This is a genomic window from Xanthomonas sp. D-36-1 (genome assembly GCF_017746155.1).
Classification (GTDB): domain Bacteria; phylum Pseudomonadota; class Gammaproteobacteria; order Xanthomonadales; family Xanthomonadaceae; genus Xanthomonas; species Xanthomonas cissicola.
In genome coordinates this window covers 74,140-89,902 of record NZ_JAGHWR010000028.1, presented here as the reverse complement: position 1 = coordinate 89,902, position 15,763 = coordinate 74,140, and the positions used below count along the sequence as shown (strand labels likewise).

Genomic DNA, 15,763 nt, shown 5'->3' with positions numbered 1-15,763 from the left:
TGGCGCTCGGCGGCATCACGCCTGCCATGAAGTTGGCGATGGCCGCTTAGCTCCACTTCTGGCGACCGCTAAAAGTGGGGGGATTACCCCACCAAGTCGGAAAACATCAACGATTTCGTGACCACCCGGGTGCGCGATGCATTGCTGGGCTGCCAGCCGGGATCCTTCGATGGCTGCGTGCCGTACAGCGTCTGGAACGACAGCGTCACCGCCGAGCAGGCGCAGGCATTGCAGGGCGTGGGTATCGTCAATTACGAGACCTCGATGCGTGTCTTCAATGCCTACGTCACCGGCAATTTTGGCTACAGCCTGCCGTGGGCGGGCGATAACCCGATCAGCGTCGTCGGCGGTGTGGAAACCCGTACCGAAACCTTCAAGCGTGTTGCCGACAGCAATATGCAGACCGGCAATTTCACCGGCCTGGGTGGTCCGACCTCCAACGTCTCCGGCGATATCAGCGTCAAGGAACTGTTCCTGGAAGGCGCAGTGCCGTTGCTGGCGCAAGCGGGCAGCCTGGATCAGCTGGACATGCAGCTTGGCTATCGCTATTCGGACTACGACATCTCCGGCGGCGTGAGTACGTACAAGGCGGGTCTGGGCGCGACCTTCGCGGATGGCAAGTACCATTTGCGTGCAGGCTGGAATCGTGCCATCCGTGCGCCCAACATCACCGAGCTTTACAACGAAAACACGATCGGACTGTGGAGCGGCAGCGACCCCTGCGCAGGGGCCAATCCCACGTTTACCCAGGCGCAGTGCGCCAACACCGGCGTCACGGCCGCGCAGTACGGGCGCGTGGCGGCCAATCCGGCAGGGCAGTACAACGAGATCGGCGGCGGCAACACCGCGCTGCAGCCGGAAACCGCCAATACCTGGACCATCGGATTCGCTGCCAGCCCGGTCAAGGGGCTGGATCTGAGCGTGGATTACTACGACATCAAGATTGACGATGCGATCCGTGCCATTGGTTCTTCCAACATCCTGACCGCCTGCGGTGTGACCGGTAATGCGGACCTATGTAGCCGCATCCGCCGCAATGCCACGACCGGCGACCTGTTCCGCGGCAGCGACGTGGACACCTCCGGCCTGATTTTCAACTCCCAGGACAACTTTGGGTCGTTGCACTTCCAGGGCGTGGATCTGACGGCCTCCTATGCCTGGAGCATCGGGCCCGGACGCCTGACTGCCTCGATGATGGGCAGTTATGCCATCAAGCAGGAATACGAGCCGGTTCCGGGCGTGCAGCAGGTGACCTACGACTGCGCTGGCGTGGTGAACGTGGCATGCAACAGTGCCGAATGGCGGCATGTGCTGAGCACCCGCTACAGCTTCGATCGTTACACCGTTGGTCTGCGCTGGCGTTACATCGGTGAGCTGGACTATCAGAACACCGACGGCACTGCCGGTACCACCGACGTGCGCTTGGTCAATCAGGACAACAAGGTGTCGGCGTACAACTACTTCGATCTCTCCGGGTCGATGCAGCTCGGCGATTACGTCACCTGGACCCTGGGTATCAACAACATTGCCGACAAGGAGCCGCCGCTGGTGGGTGGCAGCTTGACCTTCAATGCCAATTCGCTGGGTGGTTACGACCAGGCCGGACGCTACTTCTTCACCAGTGTGGGTCTGCGTTTCTGAGTCGCGTTGCAGTGAGGTAAAACGGGAACGGCGGGCCTTGGCCCGCCGTTCTTTTTTGTACCTGAGCCAAGCTGCGTCTGGTTGTCTTTGCGCACGATCCGCACCGTTTACCACCGCGAATAGCGCCTGCTCGAGGCGGAAGATGAGCGTGTGGCTTACGCCGCAGCCTCCCGCAACAACGGTGAGTCCCAACCCGGGCGCGGCGCGAAGCGTTCGCCGTAACGGGCATGCAAGGCCTGCAGACGCTCCAGTAGCGCGTCTGCGCCGACGCTGCGGATGTATTGGATCGGGCCGCCACGGAAAGGTGCGAAACCTGTGCCGAAGATGACGCCGGCGTCCAGCAGGTCTGCGTCGGCCACCACGGCGTCATACAGGCACGCTACCGCTTCGTTGAGCAGCGGCAGGATCAAGCGATCTTCCAAATCTGCCGGTGCGGCGTAACCGCTGGCAACCTCGGGTTTGACGGCGCGTCCGTTCTCCCACTTGTACAGGCCCTGGCCGTCCTTCTTGCCGCGCTTGCCGGCTTCCACGGTCGCCAGTGCCGCCGGGATGGGCAAACGCAGGAATGGCGCCAACTCGGCACCTACGCCTGCCGCCACATCCAGGCCCACGGTGTCGATCAATTCGATTGGCCCCATCGGCATGCCGAACTTCACTGCCGTCTTGTCCAGCACCGGGCCGGGAATGCCCTCGGCATACGCGGTGGCCGCTTCGAGCAGGTAGGGGAACAGCACCCGGTTGACCAGGAACCCCGGCGTGCCGGCCACCGGCACCGGGAACTTGTCCAAGGTCTTGCAGAACGCAGCCAGGCGCGCGACGTTGGCCGGATCCAGGCCATCGTGCTGCACGATTTCCACCAGCGGCATCATCGCCACCGGGTTGAAGTAGTGCAGGCCGGCAAATTGCGCCGGGCGCTGGATGTGGCCACGCAAGTCGGTCAGCGGAATCGACGAGGTATTGGTCGTCAGCAATGCATCCGGCTTGAGTTGCGGCTCGATCGATTGATACAGATCGCGCTTGGCCTGCGGGTTTTCGATGATCGCCTCGATCACCAGATCGGCCTGCGTCACGCCCGCGCCGGCCAGGTCGCCGCGCAGACGCGCCGCCACTGCTGGTCGCTTGGCGTCGTCCTTGACACGCTTGGCGAACAGCTCGCCACCACGTGTCAGCGCCGTATCGATAAAACGCTGCTCGCGATCCTGCAACGTGACGTCGAAGCCCTTGTAAGCCGCCCAGGCCGCGATATCGCCGCCCATGACGCCGGCGCCGATCACATGCACATGGCGAATCGGGGCTGCGGCCACGCCGGCTGCGTCCTTGCCGCCCAGCGCTTTCAGACGCTCGGTCAGGAAGAAGATCCGGATCAGGTTGCGTGCGGTCGGCGTGCTGGCGAGTTTGACCACTGCCTTGCGCTCGGCCGCCAAGCGCGCCTGGTTGCCGCTACCGCCCGCCCGCTCCCAGACGTTGATCAAGGCGTAGGGCGCCGGGTAATGCTCCTTGCGCGCCTTGCGCGCCACCTGCTTGCGCATCTGCGGCGCCAGTAGTTTGCGCGCCAGCAAGGTGTTGGTGGCCCATGCGGTAGCGCGCTGCTTGAACGCATGCGTGGTGCCGGCGAGCGCCAGGCTGGCGGCCACATCCACCAGCACGGCAGGCGCGGCGACCTTGTCGACCAGGCCCATCGCGCGCGCGGCCTTGGCCGACACTGTGCGACCAGTGAGCATCAGATCCATTGCGGCCGGCGCACCGATCAGGCGCGGCAAGCGGGCGCTGCCGCCCCAACCGGGGAAGATGCCGAGCTTGGTTTCCGGCAGTCCGATGCGCGTACTGCCATCGTCGGAGGCCACGCGGTAGCGGCAGGCCAGCGCGATTTCGGTGCCGCCACCCATGCAGAAGCCATGGATCGCCGCGACGGTGGGGCACGGTAGTTCGGCCAGCTTCTGGAAGACCTGCTGCCCGCGATGGATCGCATCGTTGACCGTGCCCTTGCGGTCGAATTCCTGGAATTCCTTCAGATCGGCACCGGCGATGAAGCCGTTGGGCTTGCCCGAGCGCAGCACCACACCGGTCGGCGGATCCAGCGCCAGCCGCTCGACCAAGGCGCCCAGCTCCAGCAGTACCTCTTGCGAAAATGCGTTAACCGGTGCGCCCTGCCGATCGAGGCTGAGCACGACCACGCCGTCCTCGCGCAGATCGGCCTGCCAATGGCTGAATCGGAGCCCGTCGAAACCTGGAAGCATGCGTCTAGCCGTCCGGCGATAGAAGGAAAGGTCGTTATCATCCAGAGGTTGTTTCCTTCACGTCAAATACCCGTACCTGTCGACAGGGCAGATCCGCGCTTGCGCGCGGCGTCGCCAGCGGTGCATCGCTGCCGCTACCCTGATGCGTGACGGTCGTACGGATCGGTATGAACTTTTCTTTTCAATGGTGGTCTCATTGCCCGACTTCGGTGGGCTGACAGGAGTGTGGCCCGACATGGCCGAAGTCGATACACCTCAGGAGCTGGACCTGGAACTGGTCCGGCGTGTGCAGCGCGGCGAAAGCGCGGCGTTCGATGTGCTGGTGCGCAAATACCAGCATCGGATCGTTGCCTTGATCGGGCGCTACATCGCCGACTGGAGCGAATGCCAGGACGTTGCCCAGGACACGTTTGTGCGCGCCTACCGCGCGATCAACAGTTTTCGGGGCGACGCCCAGTTCTATACGTGGCTGCACCGCATTGCCGTCAACACTGCCAAGAACCATCTGGTTGCGCACAACCGCCGCCCGCCCACCGACGACATCGAGATCAGCGATGCCGAACAATTCGATGGAGCGACCCGGTTGCGCGACACCGATACCCCGGAGCGCGAATTGATGCGACAGGAGCTGGAACAAACGGTGATGCGCGCGGTCCAAGCGCTACCGGAAGAACTTCGGTCGGCCATCACCCTGCGCGAGGTGGAAGGGCTGAGCTATGAGGACATCGCGCGAAAGATGGATTGCCCGATCGGAACGGTGCGCTCGCGCATTTTCCGGGCGCGCGAGGCCATCGATATCGAGCTGCGGCCTCTGCTGGAGACCGAAAGCGCTACCCGTGAGCGACACCGCGTATGAGCCATAACCCTGCCATGTCCACTACCGACAAATTCGAACTTCACTATCGCCAGCAGCTGTCTGCGCTGGTCGACGGCGAGTTGAGCGCCGACGAGTCGCGCTTTTTGCTGCGCCGTCTGGCCCACGACGAAGAATTGGCCGGCTGCCACGAGCGCTGGCAGTTGTGCGGCGATGTGCTGCGCGGTGCCGCCAGTGCGCCGGCGCCGCTGGATTTTGCGGCGCGTGTGCGCGGCGCCATTGCCGAGGAGCCGGCACCGCAAGCACAGCCGGCGGCCCGCCCAGGCGCACGTTGGCGCTGGGGCGGCGGTGCAGCGATTGCCGCATCGGTCGCGGCGATCGCCATGTTCCTGGCGCGCGAGCGCCTGCCGGACACCGCCGCGCCCGGTGCTGAAACACCCGTCTATGCCACCGCTGCCCAGCTTCCGCCTTCCTCGCAAACGCCGCAGGCCCCTGTGGCTCCGAAGGCACCGGCCGCACCGGCTCCGGGGACGCCGGATGAGGTGGCCGCGCTCGCTGCAGCCGTACCTGCCGCTGCGCTGGCATCTACTCGGCGCGGCGCGGCAACGCGCAACCAGCAAGTCGCACGCAGTGCGGCGGCGCGTCAGCAGCAGGCGCCGACCCGCATGGTCGCTGCGGCGGTACCGGCACCCACGGAGACCTCATCTGCGGTTGCGGCGACGCCGTCCAACCCGTTTACGCATCCGGATACAACGCTGCAGGCACGCCCGTGGCCGCGCGCGGCCTTGTCCGGGGCTGGCGAAAGCCCGCTCAACGCCAGTTTCCGCCAGAGCCGACCCGGCACGGCGTTCTATCCGTTCGAACCCGCGCCACAGGCAGTCGCCAGTCCGGCGCCGAACCGCCCGGCACCGGCGCCGGCCCCGCAGGACTGACCCTGTCGCCGGCCTTCATCCGTTCGGCTATCTCCCTTCCGTTATCGTGCCGGGCCCGTGTCGCTACGCGGGTTCCGGCTCCTCTCGCCCTGCCATCGGAGGCAACCTGATGAACCATCGCATCCGCACCCAGATGTTCGGCCTGATCGCCATGACCCTGCCGCTGGCGGCCTGCGCGCAGCAGCCCGCACCCGCTGCCAAGGACGTCGCCCCGATTGCTGCCAATCGCAGTGCCACGCCAGCGCCGCAGCTGGTGGCGGGGCTGCCGGACTTCACCAATCTGGTCGAGCAGGTCGGCCCGGGTGTGGTCAATATCGAAACCACCATTACCCGCAAGGATGCCATGGCGCGTCAGCAGCGCAGCGGCCCGGGTGGTCGTGGAGGTGGCGCGATGCCGGATGACGAACAGATGCCGGAATTCTTCCGCCGCTTTTTCGGACCGGATTTCCAGATGCCGGGCGGTCCGCGCCAGGGGCCCGGTGGCGGCGATGACGACGGCGGCATCGCCGGCAAGTCGATGGGCTCGGGCTTCATCATCTCGGCCGACGGCTACGTCCTGACCAATCATCACGTGGTCGATGGCGCCAGCGAGGTGACCGTCAAGCTCACCGACCGCCGCGAGTTCAAGGCCAAGGTGGTCGGTAGCGACGAGCAATACGACGTGGCGCTGCTGAAGATCGAGGCCAAGGGCCTGCCGACCGTGCGCCTGGGCGATTCCAACACGCTCAAGCCGGGGCAGTGGGTGGTGGCGATCGGCTCGCCGTTCGGCCTGGACCACTCGGTCACCGCCGGCATCGTCAGCGCCACCGGCCGCAGCAATCCGTACGCCGACCAGCGCTACGTGCCCTTCATCCAGACCGACGTGGCGATCAACCAGGGTAATTCCGGCGGCCCGCTGCTCAACACGCGTGGCGAAGTGGTCGGCATCAATTCGCAGATCTTCTCCGCATCCGGCGGCTACATGGGCATCAGTTTCGCGATCCCGATCGACCTGGCCTTCAGCGCGGCCGAGCAGATCAAGGCCACCGGCCATGTGAGTCGCGGCATGCTGGGCGTGGCGGTCGGCCCGATCGACTCGCTCAAGGCGCAAGGCCTGGGCTTGCCGGATAGCCGTGGTGCCCTGGTCAACGATATTCCTGCCGGTAGCCCGGCGGCCAAGGCCGGCATCGAGGTGGGCGACGTGATCCGTGCGGTGAACGGCAAGTCGATCGATGTCGCCAGCGATCTGCCGCCAATGATCGGGCTGATGGCGCCCGGCACCAAGGTGACCCTGGACGTCTTGCGCGACGGCAAGCCGCGCACCGTGACGGTCACCCTGGCGCCGTTGCAGGACGGCACCGGGAACGCCGCGCCGCGCACCGCCGCCGAGGAGGCCAAGCCCGGCGCCCCGGCCAGCGTGGAATTGCTCGGCCTGCAAGTCGCCGACCTGACCGCCGCCGAACGCAGCCGCCTGGGCCTGGAAGCGGGCGAGGGTGTGCGTATTGCCGCGGTCACCGGCGCGGCGGCGCGCAGCACCCAGCCGCCGCTGTCGCCGGGGCTGGTCATCGCCCGCGTGGGCCGGACCAAGGTCGGCAGCGTCGCCGAGCTCAACCGCGCCCTGTCCAGCTACAAGAAGGGCGACGTGGTCATGCTGCTGGTGACCGACGGCAAGGCGACCAGCTACGTGGCCTTGAAGGCCGGCGGCTGAGGGAGGCCGGGATTGGGAATCGGGATTGGCAGCAGCGGGTCCGCACTACGCGGCCCGCCCTGCTTTGCGATTCCCAAATCCCGATTCCCCAATCCCCGGCCCCAAAGGGGCCGGGCGTGCGATAATGCTGCGTTACCCTGACGACGGCTGCGCCGGCGCCCACCTCAATGTCCTCTGATTCAATGCGGAACATCCGCAATTTCTCCATCATTGCCCACGTCGACCACGGCAAATCCACCCTGGCCGACCGCATCATCCAGCTGTGCGGCGGCCTGCAGGCGCGCGAGATGGAAGCCCAGGTGCTCGACTCCAACCCGATCGAGCGCGAACGCGGCATCACCATCAAGGCGCAGTCGGTGTCCCTGCCGTACACGGCAAAGGACGGGCAGACCTACCACCTGAATTTCATCGACACCCCCGGGCACGTCGACTTCTCCTATGAAGTCAGCCGCTCGCTGGCTGCGTGCGAAGGTGCGCTGCTGGTAGTGGATGCGGCGCAGGGCGTGGAAGCGCAGTCGGTGGCCAACTGCTACACCGCGGTGGAGCAGGGCCTGGAAGTAGTGCCGGTGCTCAACAAGATCGACCTGCCCACGGCCGATGTGGACCGCGCCAAGGCCGAGATCGAGGCGGTGATCGGCATCGATGCCGAAGACGCGGTGGCGGTGAGCGCCAAGACCGGTCTGAACATCGATCTGGTGCTGGAAGCGATCGTGCATCGCATCCCGCCGCCCAAGCCGCGCGACACCGACAAGCTGCAGGCGCTGATCATCGATTCCTGGTTCGACAACTACCTGGGCGTGGTCTCGCTGGTGCGCGTGATGCAGGGCGAGATCAAGCCCGGGAGCAAGATCCTGGTGATGTCCACCGGTCGCACCCATCTGGTCGACAAGGTCGGCGTGTTCACCCCCAAACGTAAGGAACTGGCTGCGCTCGGCGCCGGCGAAGTGGGCTGGATCAACGCGTCCATCAAGGACGTGCACGGCGCCCCGGTCGGCGACACCCTGACCCTGGCCGGCGATCCGGCGCCGCATGCCTTGCCCGGTTTCCAGGAAATGCAGCCGCGCGTGTTCGCCGGCCTGTTCCCGGTCGATGCCGAGGATTACCCGGATCTGCGCGAAGCGTTGGACAAGCTGCGCCTGAACGATGCCGCGTTGCGCTTCGAGCCGGAAAGCTCCGAAGCAATGGGCTTCGGTTTCCGCTGCGGCTTTTTGGGCATGCTGCACATGGAAATCGTGCAGGAGCGGCTGGAGCGCGAGTACAACCTGGACCTGATCAGCACCGCACCGACCGTGGTGTATGAAGTGCTCAAGACCGATGGCACGGTCATCAACATGGATAACCCGGCCAAGTTGCCGCAGTTGAACCTGGTGCAGGAAATCCGCGAGCCCATCATCCGCGCCAACGTCCTCACGCCCGAGGAGTACATCGGCAACATCATCAAGTTGTGCGAGGAAAAGCGCGGCACCCAGATCGGCATCAACTACCTGGGCAGCCAGGTACAGATCAGCTATGAGCTGCCCATGGCCGAGGTGGTGCTGGATTTCTTCGACAAGCTCAAGTCGGTCAGCCGTGGCTATGCCTCGCTGGATTACCACTTCGTGCGCTTCGATGCCGGCCCGTTCGTGCGCGTGGACGTGCTGATCAACGGCGACAAGGTCGATGCGTTGTCGTTGATCGTGCACCGCAGCCATGCCGATCGTCGTGGCCGCGAGCTGTGCGAAAAGATGAAAGACCTGATCCCGCGGCAGATGTTCGACGTGGCGATCCAGGCGGCGATCGGCTCGCAGATCATCTCGCGCTCCACGGTCAAGGCGATGCGCAAGAACGTGCTGGCCAAGTGCTATGGTGGCGACGTTTCGCGCAAGAAGAAGCTGCTGGAGAAGCAGAAAGAAGGCAAGAAACGCATGAAGCAGGTCGGCCGCGTGGAGATTCCGCAGGAGGCCTTCCTGGCTGTCCTGCAGATGGACAAGTAGCAGGGATTCGTCATTCGGGATTGGCAACGGCTCGTCGCCTTCCTGCTGTTGCGAATCCCCAATCTCCAATCCCGAATTCCGTTCCGAAGGAACATCAATGAAATGGTTTGAAATCATCCTGGTTGTCCTGACGCTGGGCAGCGGCTTCATCTGGCTGCTGGACAAGCTGTTTCTGGCCAAGCGCCGTGCGGCGCGTGCCGGCCTGCTGGACAGCGAGCCGGCGATCATCGATTACTCGCGCGCCTTCTTCCCGGTGCTGGCAGTGGTGCTGATCCTGCGCAGCTTCGTGGCCGAGCCGTACAAGATTCCGTCCAGTTCGATGATGCCCAACCTGCTGATCGGCGATTTCATCCTGGTCAACAAGTTCGCCTACGGTTTCCGCCTGCCGATCACCAATACCAAGTTCATTCCCACCGGCGAGCCCAAGCGCGGCGACGTGGTGGTGTTCAAGCCGCCGCACGCGCCGGACCAGAACTGGATCAAGCGCGTGGTGGGCCTGCCGGGCGACAAGATCGGCTTCCACGGCGATACGCTGTACATCAACGACAAGCCGATGCATTACACGGTCAAGGGCGAGTACATCGGCAAGGGCAAGGGCGCCGAGATGACCGGCACCACGCTGCTGGTCGAGGACCTGCCGGGCCGCACGCATACCGTGCTGGAATGGCTGGACCGCAACATGCCGGCCGGGCAGGGCGACTGGACCGTGCCGGCGGACAGCTATTTCGTGATGGGGGATAATCGCGACAACAGCGAGGACAGCCGGTTCTGGACCCAAACGCACTTTCTGCCGGAAGCCAATCTGCGCGGCAAGGCGTTCCTGATCTGGCTCAATTGCGAAGGATGGTTCTGCAAGGGGAGTTTCGATCCATCGCGGATCGGGACTGGAATCCAGTAAATGCACGCACGGCGTGCCAGGGGAAGCACAATGAAGCGCAAGCAAAGCGGTATGACGTTGACGTCGTTCGTGGTGGTGCTGGCGGTGGTGGGGTTCGGTCTGTACATCGGGATGAAGCTGTTCCCGATGTATCAGGAGTATTACGCAGTGCGTACGTCGATGAAGGGCCTGGCCAATGAGGCTGGCAGTGCCGACATGGATCCGTCCAAGTTGCAGGAAATGTTCTTCAAGCGGCTCGATATCAATGCATCCGAAAGCGTGAAGCGTGAGAACGTCAAGTTCGAGCGGATCGAAGGCGGCTGGCGCATGAAGGTCAATTACGAAGTCCGCCGTGAGCTGGTTGGCAATCTGGATGTGGTCGGCAAGTTCGATACGGCACAGGATCTGACGAAGCGCGGTGTCGAATAGAACCTTCCAGCGCGGTGATCCGATCGGGCACGCATTCGCCGATCCGGCTCTGCTCGCCCAGGCGCTGCGGCATCGCAGCGCCGGGACGCCGCACAACGAGCGACTGGAATTTCTCGGCGACGGCATCGTCAACCTGCTGATCGCCGAGGCCCTGTATCAACGCTGGCCCAAGGCCGATGAAGGCGCATTGACCCGTGCACGTGCCGAGCTCGTACGCGAAGGTGCGTTGGCAGTCATCGGGCGTACGCTCAATCTGGGCGAACGTCTCACGCTTGGCCCGGGCGAGCTGAAGTCCGGTGGTCACCGGCGCGATTCGATCCTGGCCGATGCAGTCGAGGCGATCGTCGCGGCCATCTATCTGGACTGCGGTTTCGAGCGTTGCCGTGCAGTGGTGCTGCCGTGGTTCGAAGCGTCGCTGGCGGCATTGCCGGTGGGCAAGGCAGAAAAGGATCCCAAGACCCGGCTGCAGGAATGGCTGCAAGCGCGGCAACTGCCGCTGCCCACTTACGCGCTGATCAGCGAGAGCGGCGACGAGCATGCCAAGCAGTTCCACGTCGCCTGCATTCTGGAGCAGCCCGTTGCCCGCGCCGAGGGCCAGGGCACCTCGCGTCGCCTCGCAGAGCAACAGGCGGCGACTCTTGTCATCGCACAACTGGATTCAAACACGTGAGCGAAATCACTTCCCCTCACCGCAGCGGTAGCGTTGCGGTGATCGGCCGGCCCAATGTCGGCAAGTCCACCCTGACCAACGCCCTGGTCGGCGCGAAGGTCAGCATCGTCTCCAACCGGCCGCAGACCACGCGCCATCGGTTGCTGGGCATCGCCACCTTCCCGGAAGGACAGCTGGTGCTGGTAGATACTCCGGGCTTGCACCGCGAGCAGAAGCGCGCGATGAACCGGGTGATGAATCGCGCTGCGCGCGGCTCGCTCGAGGGGGTGGACGCGGCGGTCCTGGTGATCGAAGCCGGCCGCTGGGACGAGGAAGACACGCTGGCGTTCCGCGTGCTCAGCGACGCCGGCGTGCCGGTGGTGCTGGTGGTGAACAAGGTCGACCGGCTCAAGGACAAGACCGCGCTGTTCCCGTTCCTGGCCCAGGTCAGCGAGGGGCGCACCTTCGCCGCCGTGCATCCGGTGTCCGCGCTCAAGCGCAAGGGCCTGGACGCGTTGGTCGGCGACCTGCTCAAGCTGGTGCCCGAAGCCGAGGCGATGTTCGGCGAAGACGAGATCACCGACCGCAGCCAGCGCTTTTTGGCCGGCGAACTGGTGCGGGAGCAGCTGATGCGTCAGCTCGGCGAAGAGCTGCCGTATGCCACCACCGTTGAGATCGAGCGTTTCGCCGAAGATGGCGCGCTGCTGCGCATCGGTGCGGTGATCTGGGTCGAGCGCGAAGGCCAGAAGGCGATCGTGATCGGCAAGGGCGGCACCCGGTTGAAAGAAATTGGCGGCAAGGCGCGCCTGCAGATGGAGCGCCTGTTCGGTGCCAAGGTGTTCCTGGAAACCTGGGTGCGCGTGCGCGAAGGCTGGTCGGACGACGAGGCTGCGCTGAAGGCGTTCGGGTACGAATGAGGCCGGGAAGGCCGGGACCCGGGACCCGGGACCGGGGGCCCGGGAAACGCTGGGTCAGGCAGTTGGCCGGCATGCTGCCGAGGAGAGGTTGTTTCGTTTGTTTCAGGTTCGGGTGCTGCGCTGACGGCATTGGCTCGGCGCCCAATCGCCGCGTCGCGCGGCACGGCGACGGCCGATCCGGCGCTTTTCCAGGGTCCTCGGTCGCGGGTCCCCAATCCCGGCTTTTCCTCCCATGCTGATCGAGCACGAGCGCGGGTTCGTGCTGCATGTAAGGGCCTGGCGCGAGACCAGCCTGCTGGTGGAAGTGCTGACCGAGCAACACGGGCGGGTGGGGCTGCTGGCGCGCGGTGTGCAGGGGCCGCGCAAGCAGGCGCTTCGCGCGGCTTTGCAGCCCTTGCAGCTGATCCAGTTCAGCGCCGTGCAGCGCGGCGAGCTGGCCCAGCTGCGCCAGGCCGAAGCCCTGGATACCGCGCCGCGGCTGGCCGGCGACACCATGCTGGCCGGTTTCTATATCAGCGAATTGTTGCTGCGCCTGGCGCCGCGTAACGATCCAGTGCCCGAACTCTATGCCTGTTATGCGCAGGTACGTAGCCACCTGGCGTCCGATCTGCCGTTGGCGTGGGGCCTGCGCCGGTTCGAGCGCGACGTGCTGGAGGGGCTGGGCTTCGCGTTCGATCTACAGCATGACAGCGACGGGCAGCCGATCGACCCGGCAGCGCGGTATCGGCTGGATCCGCAGGACGGCGCCTTGCGCGTGTTGAGCGAACGGCTAGCTCAGGATCGCCGCGAAACCGTCACTGGTGCGGCGCTGCTGGCGCTGGGCCAAGACGTCATGCCGGACGCGGACGACATGCCCGGCCTGCGGCGCAGCATGCGCGGCGTGCTGCTGCATCATCTGGGCGGGCGTGGCCTGAAATCCTGGGAAATGCTCGAGGATCTCGCGCGCCGTCGTTGATGGCGCGAAGCGCTGGACGCGCATGCGCGATTGCGCTGGACATAAGTCCAGCTGCGGCCGGCGTACCATGACCGAGCAGCGAATTGAGCGAAGCGGGTGCTCGGAACCGACCGGCAGCACCTTGCCGGTCGGTTCCGAAAGCCCTTCGGCATGCACCCGACAACGACCGCCACTCACGTTCTCCAACGTGGACCGGGCGAGCAGCAAATGCATGCGCCCTGCGTCGAGCCTGGAGCTCGTCCAGGCCGTCAAGCGCCTGCAAGTGGAGCCGGTGCTATCTGCAATACGCAGCTCGATCAGCAAAACGGCGATGCATCGACCATGGCGGCGAGCCGGAAGCGCACCGACGCCGGCGTCTCGCGCATCTCGTCAGGCGAGGCGCTGCGATGGGTTCGCTCAATGCAGCAACGCAGCCACCGCCGCATGGAATTGGGTGCGCGCGGTGCGCGAGTGCGGGTCGCCGCGCAGCAGGCGCACTGCGCCGGCAAGCCGTGAGGCGCCGACAAAACCGCAGCTGGCTTGCAAGCGATGAAGATGGCTGCGTAAAGCCTGCTCGTCGCTGATCTGCAAGGCCGAATCCACCGCATCCCGTGTGCCCGGTAGCTCGGCCAGGAACAGTTCGCGCAGGGCATTGAGATGATGCTGCTGGCCATTGAGCGCACTCAGCGCAGCGGTCTCGTCCCAGTCGCTGGCGGCGATGTCCAGCACGCCTACCGGGGCCACGCTGTAGCGACCACGTGCCAGGCCGCGCCGCACCGCCTGCAGCAGGCGCTCGGAGGTCAGCGGTTTGACCAGCATTTCCAGAAACCCGTCGGACTGCAAGCTGTTCTGCATCGACATGGTCGCGTCGGCGGTATGCGCCAGTGCCGGCACGTCCGGGTGCAGCAGGCGCAATGCACGCAGCAGACCACTACCGGTGCCATCGGGGAGGTTGACGTCGATCAGCCAGAGGTCGTGGCGACGTTCGCGCGCGCGGTCGAGTGCGGAAGAAAGGGAATCGGCACAGTCGACCGTGGCAGGGAGACTTTCGAGGACAGCCTGTAAGAACCCGCGGCTGATCGGGTCGTCTTCCACCAGCAGTAGGCGTGGGTGGGGTTCCTGGCGTGTGGCCATGTTCATGCTGCCTCCTTGTCAGCGATGCCGCGTCCTGATTTTGTCGCGCGCAGCGGGAGTTTGCCTGTGTTTGTGGGGCGCGACAATTGTTGCGCTGACCGGCGCGGCCTCCGTCGATCGCATCTGCGACAATACGCACCCTTTTTGCCCGCAGCTTGTCGCCACGTGGCCAGAACCAGAAACCGTCTCGACCGAACCCCCTTCCAGACCGCGGTCACCGACCTGAGCCATGACGGCCGCGGGGTCGCCCGCCGCGATGGCGAGGGCGGCAAGGTCACCTTTATCAGCGGCGCCTTGCCGGGCGAGTTGGTGCGCGCCGAACCCACCGCCCGTAGCCGGCATTTCGATGAGGCCAAGACCGTGGGGGTGCTGGAGGCATCGCCGCAGCGGGTCACCCCGCGCTGCCCGCACTTTGGCGTCTGCGCAGGCTGTGTGTTGCAGCATCTGGAGGAATCGCAGCAGATCGTGGCCAAACAGCGCGTACTCATGGACAACCTGGAACGTATCGGTCATGTCACTCCGCAAGCCGTGCTGCCTGCGCTGACCGGCGACAACTGGGGGTATCGGCGCAAGGGCAGGTTCTCGGTGCGTCGTGTCGAGAAGAAGGACAAGACCTTGGTCGGCTTTCGTGAGCTCGACCCGCGGTTCGTGGCCGATCTGTCCGTTTGCTACACGGTGATTCCGCAGATCGGCGAGAAGATCCCCTTGCTTGCCGCGCTGATCGAAGGCATGGATGGCAAGCGCGACATTCCGCAGATCGAATTCATCGCTGGCGACGATGCGGTGGCCTTGACCATTCGGCATATGCAGCCGCTCAGCGAGCGCGACCGCCAGAGCTGGATCACATTTGCCCAGGAGCACGGCTTTACGATTTTTCTGCAGCCCGGCGGGGTGGACAGCGTGCATCCGCTGTGGCCGCAGGAAGTGCCGCTATCGTTCCGCTTGCCGCAGTGGGATGTGGAACTGGCGTTCCGGCCGCTGGACTTTATTCAGGTCAACGCGTCGCTCAATCAGAAGATGATCGCGCATGCAGTCGCGCTGCTGGATGCCAAGCCCGACGACCGCGTGCTGGACCTGTTCTGCGGCCTGGGCAACTTCACCCTGCCGTTGGCGCGCGTGGTGCGCGAAGTGGTAGGTGTGGAAGGCGACGCCGGACTCGTGGCACGGGCGAAGGAAAACGCCCAGCGCAATGGCCTGGACAATGCGCAGTTCTACGCCGCCGACCTGACCCAGGATCAGCGCAGCGCACCCTGGATGCGCCAGGGCTTCGACAAGCTGCTGCTGGACCCGCCGCGCTCGGGCGCCCTGGAAGTGCTGCAGCAGTTGCCGTTGAAGACGTTCCAGCGCATCGTCTATGTGAGCTGTCATCTTGGCTCGCTGGCGCGCGACGCCGGTTATCTGGTCAACGAGCAGGGCTTCACGCTGGTCTCGGCTGGCGCGATGGACATGTTCCCGCACACCGCGCACGTGGAAAGCATTGCGGTGTTTGAGAGGCGGTGATTCGGGATTGGGCATTGGGGATTGGCAAAAGCGAACACC

General features: G+C 65.0%; 12 protein-coding genes and 1 pseudogene. 11 read left to right on the top strand and 2 right to left on the bottom strand.

The genetic code is table 11. The features are described from left to right. Positions 1-90: 90 nt before the first annotated feature. Positions 91-1,641 (top strand): annotated as a pseudogene (locus tag J7367_RS09040) (TonB-dependent receptor); the annotation flags it as partial. Positions 1,642-1,796: 155 nt separating this feature from the next. On the opposite strand, the gene J7367_RS09035 reads toward J7367_RS09040, so the two are convergent. Further along, positions 1,797-3,878: a 3-hydroxyacyl-CoA dehydrogenase NAD-binding domain-containing protein gene (locus J7367_RS09035; protein WP_057660816.1), complete on the bottom strand. Its 2,082-nt coding sequence runs from the start codon at positions 3,876-3,878 to the stop codon at positions 1,797-1,799. A gap of 235 nt (positions 3,879-4,113) precedes the next feature. Here J7367_RS09035 and rpoE point away from each other — a divergent pair, with 235 nt between their 5' ends. The 9 genes from rpoE (at position 4,114) to recO (ending at position 13,111) form a co-directional block, all read left to right on the top strand. Beyond that, the gene (rpoE, locus tag J7367_RS09030; protein WP_007962205.1) at positions 4,114-4,734 is read left to right on the top strand and encodes an RNA polymerase sigma factor RpoE; all 621 of its coding nucleotides are present in this window, start codon (positions 4,114-4,116) and stop codon (positions 4,732-4,734) included. After that, positions 4,731-5,624 (top strand): sigma-E factor negative regulatory protein, encoded by an 894-nt coding sequence (locus J7367_RS09025; RefSeq protein WP_057660821.1) that lies wholly within the window; start codon positions 4,731-4,733, stop codon positions 5,622-5,624. The genes rpoE and J7367_RS09025 overlap by 4 nt, the downstream gene beginning before the upstream one ends. Before the next feature lie 109 nt (positions 5,625-5,733). Then, a complete protein-coding gene (locus J7367_RS09020) occupies positions 5,734-7,311 on the top strand; it encodes a DegQ family serine endoprotease (protein WP_057660823.1) in 1,578 nt (525 codons plus the stop codon). Between the two features lie 182 nt (positions 7,312-7,493). After that, positions 7,494-9,284: a translation elongation factor 4 gene (lepA, locus tag J7367_RS09015; RefSeq protein ID WP_033481242.1), complete on the top strand. Its 1,791-nt coding sequence runs from the start codon at positions 7,494-7,496 to the stop codon at positions 9,282-9,284. A 97-nt stretch (positions 9,285-9,381) separates the two neighbouring features. Then, a complete protein-coding gene (gene lepB, locus J7367_RS09010; protein WP_007970507.1) occupies positions 9,382-10,182 on the top strand; it encodes a signal peptidase I in 801 nt (266 codons plus the stop codon). After that, the gene (locus J7367_RS09005; protein WP_011050845.1) at positions 10,183-10,590 is read left to right on the top strand and encodes a DUF4845 domain-containing protein; all 408 of its coding nucleotides are present in this window, start codon (positions 10,183-10,185) and stop codon (positions 10,588-10,590) included. It begins immediately after the preceding gene. Continuing rightward, entirely contained in the window at positions 10,580-11,260 is a 681-nt protein-coding gene (gene rnc, locus J7367_RS09000) for a ribonuclease III (protein ID WP_008574282.1), read from the top strand. Before J7367_RS09005 ends, rnc begins: the two co-directional genes overlap by 11 nt. Then, positions 11,257-12,156: a GTPase Era gene (gene era / locus J7367_RS08995; RefSeq protein WP_003488210.1), complete on the top strand. Its 900-nt coding sequence runs from the start codon at positions 11,257-11,259 to the stop codon at positions 12,154-12,156. Before rnc ends, era begins: the two co-directional genes overlap by 4 nt. Positions 12,157-12,388: 232 nt before the next feature. After that, positions 12,389-13,111, top strand: a complete 723-nt coding sequence (gene recO / locus J7367_RS08990; RefSeq protein WP_022559779.1) for a DNA repair protein RecO — start codon at positions 12,389-12,391, stop codon at positions 13,109-13,111. Positions 13,112-13,507: 396 nt separating this feature from the next. On the opposite strand, the gene J7367_RS08985 is transcribed toward recO, so the two are convergent. Continuing rightward, positions 13,508-14,230, bottom strand: a complete 723-nt coding sequence (locus J7367_RS08985) for a response regulator (protein ID WP_057660826.1) — start codon at positions 14,228-14,230, stop codon at positions 13,508-13,510. Between the two features lie 159 nt (positions 14,231-14,389). Here J7367_RS08985 and rlmD point away from each other — a divergent pair, with 159 nt between their 5' ends. After that, the gene (gene rlmD, locus J7367_RS08980) at positions 14,390-15,724 is read left to right on the top strand and encodes a 23S rRNA (uracil(1939)-C(5))-methyltransferase RlmD (protein ID WP_057660829.1); all 1,335 of its coding nucleotides are present in this window, start codon (positions 14,390-14,392) and stop codon (positions 15,722-15,724) included. Positions 15,725-15,763 lie beyond the last annotated feature (39 nt).